Here is a 13,651-nt window from a genome sequence, read left to right as displayed (position 1 = left end):
GATCTGGCAGAAATCATTAGAATCGGACTAAAGCCGAACCCCAAGTAAAGCCGCCACCGAATGCTTCTAATAGTAGTGTCTGACCGCGTTTGATGCGTCCATCACGTACCGCTTCATCCAATGCCGTCGGGATTGTAGCCGCAGAGGTATTACCATGGCGATCTAATGTCACAACAACTTGATCCATCGACATAGACAGTTTCTTAGCGGTAGCGGTGATGATCCTAAGGTTCGCTTGGTGAGGCACTAGCCAGTCTAGTTCATCTTTTTCCATCTCATTGGCTTCAAGTGTGTCTTTTACCAATCGAGAAAGCTGAGTCACCGCTACTTTAAAGACTTCGTTACCTGCCATATGCAGCCACTTATCTGACTCTGCGCTTTCTCGGCTAGCCATTGGTAAATTAAGCAAATCACCAAAGCGACCGTCTGAATGAAGATGAGTAGAAAGAATGCCCGGCTCTTCACTTTTACCCACGACAACAGCACCTGCACCATCACCAAATAAGATGAAAGTTGAGCGGTCAGTTGGATCGCAAGTTTTAGAGAGCGTATCAGAGCCAACAACCAGTACGTTTTTACACATACCCGATTTAATATGTTGATCAGCCACCGATAAAGCGTAGACAAACCCGGAGCACGCTGCAGCTAAATCAAACGCAGGACAGCCGCTAATATCGAGCTGAGCCTGAAGCTGGCATGCAGAAGAAGGGAATGCGTGACTTCCACTGGTTGTCGCGACGATAATCAAATCGATATCTCTGCGATCAATACCTGCCATTTCAATAGCGTTAACAGAAGCGTGGTAAGCCATGTCGGCAACCGTTTCGTTCTCCGCAGAGATACGGCGTTCTTTAATGCCAGTACGAGTTACGATCCACTCATCACTTGTATCTACCATTTTCTCAAGATCAGCGTTTGTACGCACTTGAGACGGCAGGTAGCTGCCTGTTCCTAAAATTTTGCTATACATGAAGACTAATAATGCCTCTCGAGTAAAACCGCTTCCAAACGATCACTAATCCGGCTGGGAACCTGTCGTTTGACCTCGTGTACCGCTTCGCCAATTGCATTGACGACCGCCGATACATCAGCACTTCCATGACTTTTAATGACAATGCCGCGCAATCCTAACAAACTTGCGCCGTTATACTGGTCGGGGTTCAGGTTTTTGAGTTCATCTAAAAGACCACCGAACAATTTTCTTGCAATCCAGGCTTTTATCCCTGAACCAGAAAGCTGGCTTTTCAGTTTATTGAGGAATAAGTGCGCAACCCCTTCTGTTGTTTTGAGACAAACATTGCCGACGAAACCATCGCAAACAACAACATCGGCAGAATCATGCAATAACTGATCCCCTTCTACATAACCGATATAGTTGACTTCATCGGTATCAGATAGAAGCTCTGCGCATCGCTTGACCAGATCATTGCCCTTTATATCTTCTTCGCCAATATTCAGAATAGCCACAGTAGGCGTGCGTTCGAGGTGTTGTTCTGCAAGGGCGCTGCCCATAACTGCAAACTGGAATAAAGTATCTGCATCACAGGATACGTTCGCACCAAGATCCAACATCCACGTTTTGTTTCCATTGGCAGTTGGTAGCGCTGAGACCAAAGCGGGTCTTTCTATTCCAGGTAACAGTTTCAACCTAAATCGTGATAGTGCCATTAAAGCGCCAGTATTCCCGCCGCTTACACACGCATCTGCTATCTTTTCTTCAACGCTATCGATACACAGTTTCATTGAACTGCCGCTGCTATTTCTTAAAGCTTGAGAAGGACGTTCTGTGTTGGAGATGGTTCGTTCGCTGTGCCTAACGCTTAAGCGAGAATTTGGAATATACCCTATTCGGGAAAGTTGAGACGTGATCAGATCGCGATCACCAATTAAGATCACTTTTAGCTCTGGGAAATGCGACAATGCCTGCACGGCGGCAGGCACTGTTACGCGAGGACCGAAGTCCCCGCCCATTGCATCGAGTGCAACGGTAATAGTTTGCAAAGGTTAACCTTACTTGTTGATAACCTTTTTGCCACGGTAGTAACCGTCAGCAGTCACGTTGTGACGTAGGTGAGTTTCACCTGAAGTTGCGTCTACAGAAAGTGCACTAGAAGTTAGTGCATCGTGTGAACGACGCATGCCACGCATTGAACGTGATTTCTTACTCTTTTGTACGGCCATTGACCCTACTCCTATGTTATTACTTAAAAATTAACGTTTTAAGTCTTTTAAAACATCAAATGGGTTCGGTTTTTCGTCCACCACTTCTTCGGGGATTTCGCCAAACACCAAATTGTCTGAATTAACGCTACAATCCGCATCATCGTGCATTGCTACTTGAGGCAAGGATAAGATGAACTCATCTTCAACAAGTTGTATTAAGTCGACTTCACCGTACTCGTTCAGATCTACCAAATCGTACTCTTCCGGTGCATCCTCTTCACTTTTCTCACTATAGAAGGGAGTATAAGTAAATTGGACTTCACACGCTTGTGTGAAAACTTCATTACAACGTTGACATTCTAAATCGATTTCGACGTCAGCTTTACCAGAGATAACGACTAATCGCTGTTCATCATGCCCAAAGGACAATGAGACTTTTGCGTCACGTTTTACGCCTTCGGCTGTGTCTGCTAAGCGCTTGAAAAGACTAGTTTGGATGATGCCATCGTAATCCAATCTTTTTTGAGCAGCTTTCGCTGGGTCAACCGTTCGCGGTATTTTTACCTTTTGCATAGGGCGCGAATATTATCGTTCAAATCTTCATGAGTCAAAGAAAAAGGACAAAAAAATGCGTTTTTTTCCTTATTTCGAGGATAACCAATAAAACTTAGTTTATTCTTTCTCAAACCCGTAATAATCCTGACCAAATGAATACGACTCCGAAACTGATTTTAGCATCGACTTCTCCATTTAGACGCACCATCTTAGAAAAGTTAAGCCTGCCCTTTTCTGTCGCCTCTCCAAATTGTGAAGAAACCGTTCGTGAAGGCGAAACACCACAAGCACTGGTTTTGAGACTGGCAGAACTCAAAGCTCGCTCATGTCCAGTATCTTCACCTGCGCTGATTATTGGCTCTGACCAAATATGCGTTATCGACGGAAAAATCGTTGGGAAGCCTCATACGCGAGCGAAAGCGATTCAACAACTTCAAGCTCAGAGTGGTAAAAGCATAACCTTTTATACTGGGGTCGCTCTATACAACACAGAAAATGACCATTGTGATGTGGAATTAGATACGTTTATTGTTCATTTCCGCCAACTAACCGACAGCATGATCGAAAGTTACGTTGACAAAGAAGAGCCCTATTTTTGCGCTGGCAGTTTTAAGAGTGAAGGGCTTGGTATTGCGCTTTTTGAGAAGCTAGAAGGAAAAGACCCGAATACGCTGGTTGGGCTGCCATTAATTACATTAATCGCAATGTTAGAAAAACAAGGTATGCGAACTATTTAAATTTACCAGCGTATTAGTTTTACAGAGATATATACTCAAGCTAGCTTTGGCGACCTATCTAAGAAGTGAGCTAACTTTCAATAAAGACCGCATTTTCGTGCGGCCTCTTTATATCTGTGTAAATACATCAGAGCCGGACAGAATGGTTATGGTTGGATCACGAGAACTATCGAGATGCCATGTTATTCTGCAAGTTCTCTAAGACCTTTGAGTACTTTTTCCAATTTATCACCCATTGGAGCAGAAATATCGACCTTCTCGCTCGAACCGGGGTGCTCAAATTTAATGTTCGCCGCGTGTAAGAACAATCTGTTTAAGCCCACTTTAGACGTGTAAGCATCAAATCGCGGATCACCATAGCGATCATCCCAACCTATAGGGTGTCCGGTATACTGCACATGAACTCGAATTTGATGAGTTCTTCCAGTAATTGGGCTGGCTTGCACCAATGTGGCTTGCTCGAACCTCTCTAAAACTTTAAATCGAGTTTCAGAAGGCTTACCTTTTGGGTTTACTCTTACAATGCTGTTCACTTCATTTTTAAGAAGAGGCGCGTTAACCACTTTACAGCTATTTTTCCACTGCCCCATCACCAAAGCAAAATAGTATTTTTGTACCGTTTTTTCACGAAACTGAGCTTGCAAATGCCTCAATGCCGAACGCTTCTTCGCTACTAACAAGATGCCTGAGGTGTCACGATCGATTCGGTGGACAAGTTCCAAAAACCTCGCATCAGGTCGAAGCGCGCGCAGTGCTTCTATCGCACCAAATTTAAGACCGCTCCCACCATGTACCGCAATGCCAGAAGGCTTGTTAAGAATCAGCATATGATCATCTTCGAAGATGATGTGCTTTTCCAGCTCTGCCACTTTATTTAGCTTGGTACTTACTGGTGCCGCTTCAGGCTCTGCGGTTATTTTGACTGGAGGTATACGCACGATATCCCCGGGCTGAAGCTTGTACTCCGCTTTGATTCTTTTTTTATTCACTCGCACTTCGCCTTTACGCAAAATACGATAAATCATGCTTTTAGGGATATTTTTAAGTTGGTTGCGCAAAAAGTTATCAATTCTTTGCCCTGCCATATCTTCGTCAATATCGACAAACTGTACGGTTGTTTTGATTTCGTTCATGTCGCGCATTCTAACATCTTCACTCCACTTCACCAGTCAAAATGCACTGTCAGCCCAACGAAAATGGCAGTTTCATGAAAAGATCAAAACTTTTTATTTCTATCGGTGAAAAAAGTTGTGCATAACTAGTGGGTGAATAATTGTACAAGGTAAGGGTTATATCTAATTAATTCATTAATAACAGCTAATTACAAAGGCTTTGAATTTTTCATCTCTCATTTTTTTAACACATTAATGGAAAGCTGATTGCCCACTTTTCTCCGCACTGCTATAGTTCAGTGCTGCAATGGTCAAATTGATTACATTTCGTACTCATACCAACAAATAAGACGATGCAAAGTCAGTTGCGCAGATACTTTTCCATTTTGAGCTTGAAAGAGGTCTTTACCGGCATATCCGGAAACAACTTCTTCTGCTTAGTTGGATATTTTCATATCGCAATAATGAAACGTCCCTTATTTCACTTGGTCGCAGAATCCATGAGCAATCAGCAACAAGAGTAGATCGCTTCTCAATCTTTATGCAGCAATGGGCGTCAGACATAGAGACAGAAGTATCACTTGTCGTTCTACTCTCTTTACTTGTGTTGAGTTATGACTGCCAAAACAGGCAGGTCACACGTTTTTTTATGATTGTGTGGCAACTGAAGTGTCCTAGAGCATCCCTCCCAGCCGTGAGGTTGCAACGATAAACCACGGGATCAGACACCATAAGAAAAGTGCGAAGCGACAAGTTGAATAATCAAAACAAAGAAAAAGACAACGAGATTTTTTAACAATGAAAAGAATGTTAATCAACGCAACTCAAAAAGAAGAGTTGCGTGTCGCCTTGGTCGACGGACAGCGACTTTTTGATTTAGATATCGAAAGTCCTGGTCATGAATCAAAAAAAGCGAACATATACAAAGGACGTATCACTCGAATTGAACCAAGCCTAGAAGCTGCATTTGTAGACTATGGTGCAGAGAGACACGGTTTCCTTCCACTCAAAGAAATTGCCAAAGATTACTTCCCTGACGGTTACACTTACCAAGGTCGTCCTAGCATCAAAGAAGTGCTTCAGGAAGGTCAAGAAGTTATTGTTCAAGTAGAGAAAGAAGAGCGAGGCAGCAAAGGCGCTGCTCTTACTACTTTTATCTCTCTTGCAGGTAGTTACCTTGTTCTTATGCCTAATAACCCTCGAGCTGGCGGTATTTCACGCCGTATCGAAGGTGATGAGCGCACCCAACTAAAAGCAGCACTGAGCACTTTAGAATTACCTCAGGGTATGGGTCTTATCGTCCGCACCGCAGGTGTAGGTAAAAGTGCAGAAGAGCTTGAATGGGACTTAAATGTCCTACTTAACCATTGGAACGCCATCAAAGAAGCATCTAACGCAAATGAGGCTCCTTTCCTAATTCACCAAGAAAGTAACGTGATTGTTCGTGCTATCCGTGACTACTTGCGTCGTGATATTGGCGAAATCCTTATCGATAGCAACACCATTTACGAGCGTGCAAAGCAGCACATTCAATTAATTCGCCCTGACTTTATAAGCAGAGTGAAAAAGTACGATGGTGAAGTTCCACTATTCAGCCATTACCAAATCGAAAGTCAGATAGAATCCGCTTTCCAACGTGAAGTTCGTCTTCCTTCTGGTGGTTCAATAGTTATCGATCCAACCGAAGCACTAACATCCATCGATATCAACTCTGCCCGAGCGACGAAAGGCGGCGATATCGAAGAAACCGCGCTCAACACGAACCTAGAAGCTGCCGACGAAATTGCACGTCAATTGCGTTTACGTGATCTAGGTGGATTGGTCGTTATCGACTTTATCGATATGACCCCTGTTCGCCACCAGCGTGAAGTTGAGAACCGACTGCGTGAAGCTGTACGCCTAGATCGCGCTCGTGTTCAGATTGGTCGTATATCCCGATTTGGTCTGTTGGAGATGTCTCGACAGCGTTTGAGCCCTTCTCTTGCAGAAGCTAGTCATCACATTTGTCCTCGCTGTACGGGTACAGGTGTTGTTCGTGATAATGAATCACTCGCTCTCTCTGTTCTTCGTTTAATCGAGGAAGAAGCACTCAAAGACAATACGTCACAAGTGTTAGCAGTAGTACCTGTTGCTATTGCATCTTACCTTCTGAATGAAAAGCGTCGCTCTGTTAACCATATTGAAAAACACCAAGAAGTAAAAATCACAGTTGTTCCTAATTCTGATATGGAAACACCGCACTTCGAAGTCATCCGTATTCGCGATGGTGAAGAGCAAGATCTGCTTTCTTACCTTGTTCCTAAGAAACTAGAAGCAATGAAAGAAGCGGAAGCCAAAGAGGTTGCTGAACCTGATCTTAAACCTAAGAAGCTTGAAGAACCGGCACTTAAAGGTTTTGCAGCACCTGCACAATCTGCCCCAGCTCCAAAACCAGCACCAACTTCAAAGAGTAAGCCAGAAGCTAAGAAAGATGAAGAAAACCAACCAAGTTTCTTCGGTCGAGTATTTAAAGCGCTAGGTAGTTTCTTGTTTGGTTCTGGTGAAGAAGCCGAAACCAAGAAAGAAGAAGAGAAGAAACAAGAAGAGAAAAACGAGAAACGCCATGGTGGAAACCGCCAGCGTCGTGATCGTAAAGACCAACGTGATAACCGTCGCCGTAATTCACGCGACAATAAGTCACGCAATCGCCGCCGCGACAGAGACCGTGATCAAGAGGTTGAAGTATCTGAAACTGATACTAAGAAAGCCGCTGATTCACGCAAGCAGAATCGTAAACCTCGTCAAGACAAACGTGTTAAGGACGAAATTAAAAACGATAAGCTAGCAAAACAAGGTCAGGAATTGGCTGCGGAAGCTCAAGCTTCAAAACCAGAGAAGAAAGAGAAAAAAGCCGAACAGGTTAAAGAGCGCCGACAACGTCGACAGCTCAAGAAAAATGTTCGAGTGAAAGACCAGAACAAAAAAGTCGAAGCCGCTGAAGAAGCGAATACAGAACAACAGCTGAAAAAATCTGCTGCTGTAGAAGCTAAAAAACCAGAAGCAAAAGGTGAAGAAGAGGAAACAAAACAGCGTCGTAACCGTCGTTCACCTCGTCATCTTCGTGCGAGTGGTCAGCGCCGTCGTCGTGGTCGTGATCGCAGACCAAATCCTTTCCGTTTACGTAAAGGTGGTGTTGCTTCACCAGAAATGGCGATGGGTAAAGTCATGCCTCGCTACGACTTAGCGAAACCAAAACGTCGTAAAGAAGAAACCGTCGAGAAACGCGTCGAAATTCATGCACCTGCACATGGTGGATACTCATTCCCAGAAATGGCAATGGGCAAAGTGATCATTCGTCGTCAAGACTCAATTGTTGCAGAAACTCAGCCAGTGGTAGAAGAGACAGTAAAACCAGCTGTATCAATCACTACAGACAACACGCCGGCAGTTGAAGCAGCTAAGGTTGAAGCTCCTAAAGTTGAAGAGCCTAAAGTAGAAACGCGTAAAGCAGAAGTACCTGAAAAACAGGTATCTGCAGATCCAGTTCCTACTCCAGTGGTAGAAGCTGCAGTAGCCGAGGTTCAAGTAGCTAAAGCTCAGGAAGCCACTCCAGCGACACAAGATGTAGCTAAAGCTGTTCAATCTAAAGAGTCACCTGAGCCTATTAAGGTAAAAGTTTCTCACCAAGTGAAATCACATGTTTCTGCGCCAACAGCAAAAGCGCCGGGCAGTGATGAGCTAAAAGAAATACAAGTTGTCGCAGCTCCTCTAAGAGCAGAAAGATTCCAGCCGATTGGTGCAGGCAGTATTGCTGCTAAAAACCGAGCGTCTGCTGGTATGGCTAAAACTGGCAACTACTAGCTTAGTGCTACACTAAAAGCAGGTCGCATCAGCGACCTGCTTTTTTGTATTTAAAAACAAATGTTTTTACCAAAAAAGTAAAACGACAGAAAGGTAAAAATCAATCTGTCGCTATCATTTGAAACTGCATCAATTAGAGCGATACCAATTGAAACAGTATCTATTGAAATAATAAGAATTTAAGCGTTCATAATGAGTAACTATTGATTAATTAGGTATCAATATTGAACTTCATCACGCTTTTCGGTAGGATTCGCCGACTCAACAGTCGATTATTGAGCTGCTCTTTTAAACAACCTGTTACTCAGCCCCAATAGTCGAAATTACGTATTATCAAGCTAATTGACTGAGCTAACATGTTCGAATTTCCGCAATTTTCAAAGCACTCTGTAAAAAATGATGTGCTTTCTGGCTTAACCGTTGCCCTTGCATTGGTTCCTGAAGCCGTCGCATTCGCTTTCGTAGCAGGCGTAGACCCAATGGTTGGTCTGTATGCTGCATTTATCGTAGGTTTAATCACATCTGTGTTTGGTGGCCGCCCGGGAATGATCTCTGGTGCTACTGGTGCTATGGCTGTTGTGATGACAAGTCTGGTTATCACTCACGGTGTTCAATACCTATTTGCTGCCATATTACTCGCTGGTATCTTACAGATAGCAGCAGGCATATTTAAGCTCGGTAAATTTATCCGTATGGTGCCACATCCAGTAATGATAGGTTTCGTTAATGGTTTGGCCATTGTTATCTTCTTGGCACAGCTTGGCCAGTTCAAAGCTCCTGACCTAGAAGGTGCGCTAACTTGGCTACCTGGTGATCAAATGATGTTAATGCTCGGTTTGGTCGCATTAACCATGGCTATCATTCACTTTTTACCAAAGTTCACCACAGCGGTTCCTTCCTCACTTGTCGCGATCGTGACCGTTACTGGCTTAGTCGTAGGTTTGGATTTAGAAACACGTACTGTGGTTGACTTCCTGAGAACAATGAGTGGCGACGAAGCCGCGACATTAGCTGGATCGCTACCAACGTTCTCTATCCCAAGCGTGCCAGTTTCTTTTGAAACGCTGCAAATCATACTTCCTTATGCCATCATTTTGGCGGCAATTGGTCTGATTGAATCTCTACTAACACTAACAGTGCTTGATGAAATGACGAACACTCGCGGTCAATCTAACCGTGAATGTGTTGGTCAGGGTATGGCGAATGTGACCTGTTCAATGTTCGGTGCAATGGGCGGCTGTGCAATGATTGGGCAATCTATGATCAACGTAAACTCGGGTGGTCGTGGTCGACTTTCAGGTATTGTTGCTGCATTAGCATTGCTCTTCTTTATCCTATTCGCATCCAACCTTATCGAAATGATTCCATTAGCCGCATTGGTTGGTGTGATGTTCATGGTTGTTATCGGTACGTTTGAGTGGGCGACGTTCAAACTCGCACGACGTGTACCAAAACAAGACTTCTTTGTAATCGTACTCGTAACGGTAGTGACTGTACTAACCGACCTTGCAGTTGCAGTAGCTGTTGGTGTGATTGCATCTGCATTGATGTTTGCTTGGGAACATGCCAAGCACATTTATGCCACTAGCAAAATTAATGACGAAGGCTCAAAGGAATACCACATTAATGGTCCTATCTTCTTTGGTTCAGCTGCAAACTTCCTAGAGTTATTTGATGCGCCAAATGATCCAGAAGACGTTATTGTTGATTTCGCTGATTCTCGTGTTGCCGACCACTCAGCAATCGAAGCTATTGAAACGTTAGCAGAGCGGTATTCCGCAGCGGGTAAAACGCTTCACTTACGCCATCTAAGCCAAGATTGTCGAGCACTGTTAGATAAAGCCGGCAGCCTTGTCGAGATTAACGTAAAAGAAGATCCAAGCTACAAAGTAGCAACAGATATTCTGGCGTAATCGCTTCTCGCTAGATGTAAGACAACATAACTAAACCGACGCTACTGCGTCGGTTTTCGTTTATAGCTGGCTAAGAAAGAAAGTGCGTTAAGGAGAATTACTTTAAGGAAAGGTTACTTCAAGGAAAATAGCGATAGTGCCCTGTTATTTTATAATCAAATAACATGTCATCCATTTTCGGTCCCCAACCAATATTGTGAACAATCAGAGGTCTTTTTCCGTCATCTGATTTATCTTCAACAACGATGCCTATATGGGGTAGGTTTCCAGGAAGCATCCAAGTAACCACATCACCTGGAAGATAGTTGTTGCCTTCATTAGATAACGCTAAGCTTTGCCCGTTACGCTTAAAGAACGCTTGAAGGTTAGGTACCCGACGATGATCAATGTTTTTATCTGGTCTTGATAATCCCCATAATCGCTTCGAGGGGTAGTTATCAAAATTGGCTTTCATGTCTTCATGCACTAGCTTTTGAAGGTCTATTCCCAAAGTTCTATAGCTTCGTATGATTACATCAGTACAAACGCCTTTATTTGCCGCCACATCACCGTTTGGATAAGGGATACTGACATAGCTACCATCGTATATCACAAAATGCTCAGTGCGCTCCATTGCCGCATCAACCAATCCGCTAGGGGTTGTTGAAGCTGAGTGGGCTCCGAAGCTAACGATCATAAGAGAGATTAAGGAACAAAGCTTTAACTTATTTGGCATTATCAAACCGTTATTTAACCCGTTTTTTTAAGACTACCTCAGTACAACTACTTGCTGTGACAACGAAAAGAAAAATGAGAGTCAAACCCTACAATTGTCTCAATCAATGGCACTTATTTTTGTCAGTTATGCAGATCTACTCTAAAAGCCGTTGGATAAGGTTGTCGCTGGCGTCTTCGATTAAATCAATAACCACTTCAAAACCATTCTCACCACCATAATATGGGTCTGGTATTTCATCGTATTGATTGTCCCCAAAGCTTAAAAACAGCTTCAATTTATGCTGATATTCTAACGGACACTGCTGTTGAAGATCGGAAAGGTTTGAGCGGTCAGCAGCTAGGATCAAGTCAAAGTGCTCGAAGTCATCTAACCGAATTTTTCTTGAGGTCATCCCTTTAAAGGAATATCCCCTTCTCTCCCCCGCTTGCATAGAGCGTTGGTCTGGTTTTTCACCACTGTGATAGGCTTCCGTTCCCGCAGAATCTACGATCAAATCCAGCCCTTTTTGGCTCGATTTCGCCTTTAAAACAGCTTCTCCGGTTGGAGAACGGCAAATGTTCCCCAAACAAACAACGAGTACTTTTGAAATCTTGTTTGTCATCAGCTTTCCTTATGGTTTTTACCTAGCGTTTGTTACGTTATGATACTCGCATTCAGATCCAGTAAGAAAGGGAAAACCATGTCGGCAGAAGACAGAAAAGAAGAAAGACATAAAGCACGTCAGCAACGAGTTAAAGAAAAAGTTGATGAGCGCATTGCTGCTGCACAAGATGTTAAAGGCATTTTGCTTGTCATCACAGGAAATGGTAAGGGGAAATCAACCTCTGGATTTGGCACCATCTGTCGAGCAGTTGGGCACGGTCTGACTTGTTCTGTAGCCCAATTTATTAAAGGTACTTGGGATAATGGCGAGCGCAATTTGTTAGAAAAGCTTGGCGTAGACTTTCAGGTCATGGGTACTGGCTTTACATGGGAAACACAGAGCCGCGACAAAGACATTAAAGCGGCTCAGAAAATATGGCAAGAATGCAAGCGAATGCTCCAAGATGATTCCATCGATGTGGTGCTATTCGATGAAATTACTTACATGGTGACCTACGGTTACATCGAATTAGAAGAAGTCTTGGAAGCATTGAAAAATCGTCCTTTCATGCAATCGGTAGTTATCACTGGTCGCGGTGCTCACAGAGAACTCATTGAGCTTGCCGATACTGTTTCTGAAGTCCGCAATGTTAAGCATGCGTTTGAAAACGGTGTTAAAGCATTGAAAGGGGTTGATTGGTAATCACCTCAGTTTCACGAGTGAATAAGCTCCACTCAATATATACCCAAGTAACCTCAAGATTCTAGGTTCAGCGAGAATTAACTGGCTTTCAGACAAGACACCGATTTGAAGATTTAGTGGTTCTAAATCAAGAATCGGCAACGCAGTATGAAAGCCAGTTAAACTCGCCCTTGGGAGCCCATATGCTGTCCCATTTCATCGTCAAAGAACTTGGAAAGGACCTGCCATTCCGCTGCGTTCTCTTCCTTGAACTGGAACAGCATATGAGGCTCTGAATCCTGCATCTTGAGGTCACTTGGGTATAAGTGCTCCCCACAGCGTTATGGGAAGCACTTATTCATTTGGAAACTCAAAATTTCTGTCCGAATTTCACAACCTGCTCTCGATACATTGCTAACAGGGCGTTCGTATTCACTTTAGACGCTACCTTCTGCACTGCTCGACCATCGCTTGATTCCCCTTTTATAAGGGTTGTCATCCCCTGCTTTTCTCCATCTGTTGTTACCTCTATCGAGCCCATTTCAAACTCAAATAAATCTGGCTGAACAACACAGGCGACCGCTGAAGGATCATGCACATGGCAGCCATTAAAACCGACAACCGACGCATAAAACTTCAGATAGAATCGGCTTACATCCCATATAAACTCCCCCACTTGCCCAGCATCTTCTTTTAATGACCTAAAATAATCGTCATCAAATACACTGGACTCTGTAACATCTAGCCCGATAATTGAAATAGGCCATGATGCAGAAAACACTCTTTGAGCGGCATGAGGATCATCATGAATATTGGCTTCAGCGTAAGGAGTAACATTGCCTCGATGGTTGTTTAACCCAAATGCACCGCCCATAATCACCACCTCTTTAACTAAGGACGTGATACTTTCGTCCTCTTCTAGAGCAAGTGCAAGGTTTGTTAACGGTCCAACCGCAACAAGCGTTATTTCACTGGGGTTTTCTTTAAGCGTATCGATAATGTAACGATAAGCGGGCTTGTTAATGATTCCTCCGATATCTACTCCAGACACATCGACATCACCAAAGCCACTTTCACCGTGTACATGGGAAGACGGACCAACAGGTTCCCTTTCTAACGGTCCCTCTGCTCCTTTTGCAATGTCACAAGTAAATTGAAATGTGTTCTTTAAGAACTGGGCATTACGAGTACTGTTCTCGATAGTAGCATTGCCAAATACAGTCGTAATACCAATCAAATTAATGTCAGAGTGTGCCTCTGCAAATAGCAAAGCCATGGAATCATCGATACCAGGATCGGTATCTAGAATGATTTTTTTTACCATACAGTTCATACCTTTGTCGCATTAT

General features: G+C 43.6%; 13 protein-coding genes. 4 read left to right on the top strand and 9 right to left on the bottom strand.

Annotated features, from left to right (window positions below):
* Positions 1–16 precede the first annotated feature (16 nt).
* The 4 genes from LDO37_RS05510 to yceD are packed head-to-tail and all read right to left on the bottom strand — an operon-like array spanning position 17 to position 2,736.
* Positions 17–970 carry a beta-ketoacyl-ACP synthase III gene (locus tag LDO37_RS05510; protein ID WP_126606238.1) on the bottom strand — a complete coding sequence of 318 codons (954 nt, stop codon included), beginning with the start codon at positions 968–970 and terminating at the stop codon, positions 17–19.
* Between the two features lie 5 nt (positions 971–975).
* Positions 976–2,001: a phosphate acyltransferase PlsX gene (gene plsX, locus LDO37_RS05505; RefSeq protein WP_126606237.1), complete on the bottom strand. Its 1,026-nt coding sequence runs from the start codon at positions 1,999–2,001 to the stop codon at positions 976–978.
* 9 nt (positions 2,002–2,010) lie between these two features.
* Positions 2,011–2,181: a 50S ribosomal protein L32 gene (gene rpmF / locus LDO37_RS05500; protein WP_004406120.1), complete on the bottom strand. Its 171-nt coding sequence runs from the start codon at positions 2,179–2,181 to the stop codon at positions 2,011–2,013.
* A gap of 30 nt (positions 2,182–2,211) precedes the next feature.
* The gene (gene yceD, locus LDO37_RS05495; RefSeq protein ID WP_126606236.1) at positions 2,212–2,736 is read right to left on the bottom strand and encodes a 23S rRNA accumulation protein YceD; all 525 of its coding nucleotides are present in this window, start codon (positions 2,734–2,736) and stop codon (positions 2,212–2,214) included.
* A 134-nt stretch (positions 2,737–2,870) separates the two neighbouring features.
* Here yceD and LDO37_RS05490 point away from each other — a divergent pair, with 134 nt between their 5' ends.
* Positions 2,871–3,455 (top strand): Maf family protein, encoded by a 585-nt coding sequence (locus LDO37_RS05490; protein ID WP_126606235.1) that lies wholly within the window; start codon positions 2,871–2,873, stop codon positions 3,453–3,455.
* A 182-nt stretch (positions 3,456–3,637) separates the two neighbouring features.
* On the opposite strand, the gene rluC is transcribed toward LDO37_RS05490, so the two are convergent.
* Positions 3,638–4,588: a 23S rRNA pseudouridine(955/2504/2580) synthase RluC gene (gene rluC, locus LDO37_RS05485; protein WP_126606259.1), complete on the bottom strand. Its 951-nt coding sequence runs from the start codon at positions 4,586–4,588 to the stop codon at positions 3,638–3,640.
* Between the two features lie 777 nt (positions 4,589–5,365).
* Between rluC and rne the strand changes: the two genes are divergently transcribed.
* Together rne and LDO37_RS05475 are read left to right on the top strand one after the other, a co-directional pair.
* Complete coding sequence (gene rne, locus LDO37_RS05480) at positions 5,366–8,407, top strand: ribonuclease E (RefSeq protein WP_126609083.1); 3,042 nt, start codon at positions 5,366–5,368, stop codon at positions 8,405–8,407.
* A 356-nt stretch (positions 8,408–8,763) separates the two neighbouring features.
* The gene (locus LDO37_RS05475; protein ID WP_101113622.1) at positions 8,764–10,320 is read left to right on the top strand and encodes a SulP family inorganic anion transporter; all 1,557 of its coding nucleotides are present in this window, start codon (positions 8,764–8,766) and stop codon (positions 10,318–10,320) included.
* Between the two features lie 118 nt (positions 10,321–10,438).
* Here LDO37_RS05475 and LDO37_RS05470 read toward each other — a convergent pair whose 3' ends face one another.
* Positions 10,439–11,035, bottom strand: a complete 597-nt coding sequence (locus LDO37_RS05470; RefSeq protein WP_126609834.1) for a DUF1287 domain-containing protein — start codon at positions 11,033–11,035, stop codon at positions 10,439–10,441.
* 136 nt (positions 11,036–11,171) lie between these two features.
* Complete coding sequence (locus LDO37_RS05465) at positions 11,172–11,627, bottom strand: low molecular weight protein-tyrosine-phosphatase (RefSeq protein WP_126609845.1); 456 nt, start codon at positions 11,625–11,627, stop codon at positions 11,172–11,174.
* 90 nt (positions 11,628–11,717) lie between these two features.
* On the opposite strand from LDO37_RS05465, the gene cobO reads away from it, so the two are divergent.
* Positions 11,718–12,323, top strand: coding sequence for a cob(I)yrinic acid a,c-diamide adenosyltransferase (gene cobO, locus LDO37_RS05460; RefSeq protein WP_126609835.1), 606 nt, complete (start codon positions 11,718–11,720; stop codon positions 12,321–12,323).
* A 158-nt stretch (positions 12,324–12,481) separates the two neighbouring features.
* Here the strand turns inward: cobO and LDO37_RS30195 are convergent, their stop codons facing one another.
* Positions 12,482–12,607, bottom strand: coding sequence for a hypothetical protein (locus tag LDO37_RS30195; RefSeq protein ID WP_263422446.1), 126 nt, complete (start codon positions 12,605–12,607; stop codon positions 12,482–12,484).
* Between the two features lie 65 nt (positions 12,608–12,672).
* On the bottom strand, positions 12,673–13,626 hold the full coding sequence (locus LDO37_RS05455; protein WP_126609836.1) for a nucleoside hydrolase: 954 nt from the start codon (positions 13,624–13,626) through the stop codon (positions 12,673–12,675).
* Positions 13,627–13,651 lie beyond the last annotated feature (25 nt).

The sequence above is a fragment of the Vibrio penaeicida genome, from assembly GCF_019977755.1.
In the GTDB taxonomy this organism is placed as follows: Bacteria; Pseudomonadota; Gammaproteobacteria; order Enterobacterales; family Vibrionaceae; genus Vibrio; species Vibrio penaeicida.
Note: the sequence above shows the minus strand (reverse complement) of the source record. Positions and strands in the feature narration are given on the sequence as shown.

Excerpts from the sequence above, each read along its gene's own strand:
- LDO37_RS05510 (WP_126606238.1), bottom strand. The coding sequence starts at position 970 with ATGTATAGCAAAATTTTAGGAACAGGCAGCTACCTGCCGTCTCAAGTG.
- rpmF (WP_004406120.1), bottom strand. The coding sequence starts at position 2,181 with ATGGCCGTACAAAAGAGTAAGAAATCACGTTCAATGCGTGGCATGCGT.
- yceD (WP_126606236.1), bottom strand. The coding sequence starts at position 2,736 with ATGCAAAAGGTAAAAATACCGCGAACGGTTGACCCAGCGAAAGCTGCT.
- LDO37_RS05490 (WP_126606235.1), top strand. The coding sequence starts at position 2,871 with ATGAATACGACTCCGAAACTGATTTTAGCATCGACTTCTCCATTTAGA.
- rluC (WP_126606259.1), bottom strand. The coding sequence starts at position 4,588 with ATGAACGAAATCAAAACAACCGTACAGTTTGTCGATATTGACGAAGAT.
- rne (WP_126609083.1), top strand. The coding sequence starts at position 5,366 with ATGAAAAGAATGTTAATCAACGCAACTCAAAAAGAAGAGTTGCGTGTC.
- LDO37_RS05475 (WP_101113622.1), top strand. The coding sequence starts at position 8,764 with ATGTTCGAATTTCCGCAATTTTCAAAGCACTCTGTAAAAAATGATGTG.
- LDO37_RS05470 (WP_126609834.1), bottom strand. The coding sequence starts at position 11,035 with ATGCCAAATAAGTTAAAGCTTTGTTCCTTAATCTCTCTTATGATCGTT.
- cobO (WP_126609835.1), top strand. The coding sequence starts at position 11,718 with ATGTCGGCAGAAGACAGAAAAGAAGAAAGACATAAAGCACGTCAGCAA.
- LDO37_RS30195 (WP_263422446.1), bottom strand. The coding sequence starts at position 12,607 with ATGCAGGATTCAGAGCCTCATATGCTGTTCCAGTTCAAGGAAGAGAAC.
- LDO37_RS05455 (WP_126609836.1), bottom strand. The coding sequence starts at position 13,626 with ATGGTAAAAAAAATCATTCTAGATACCGATCCTGGTATCGATGATTCC.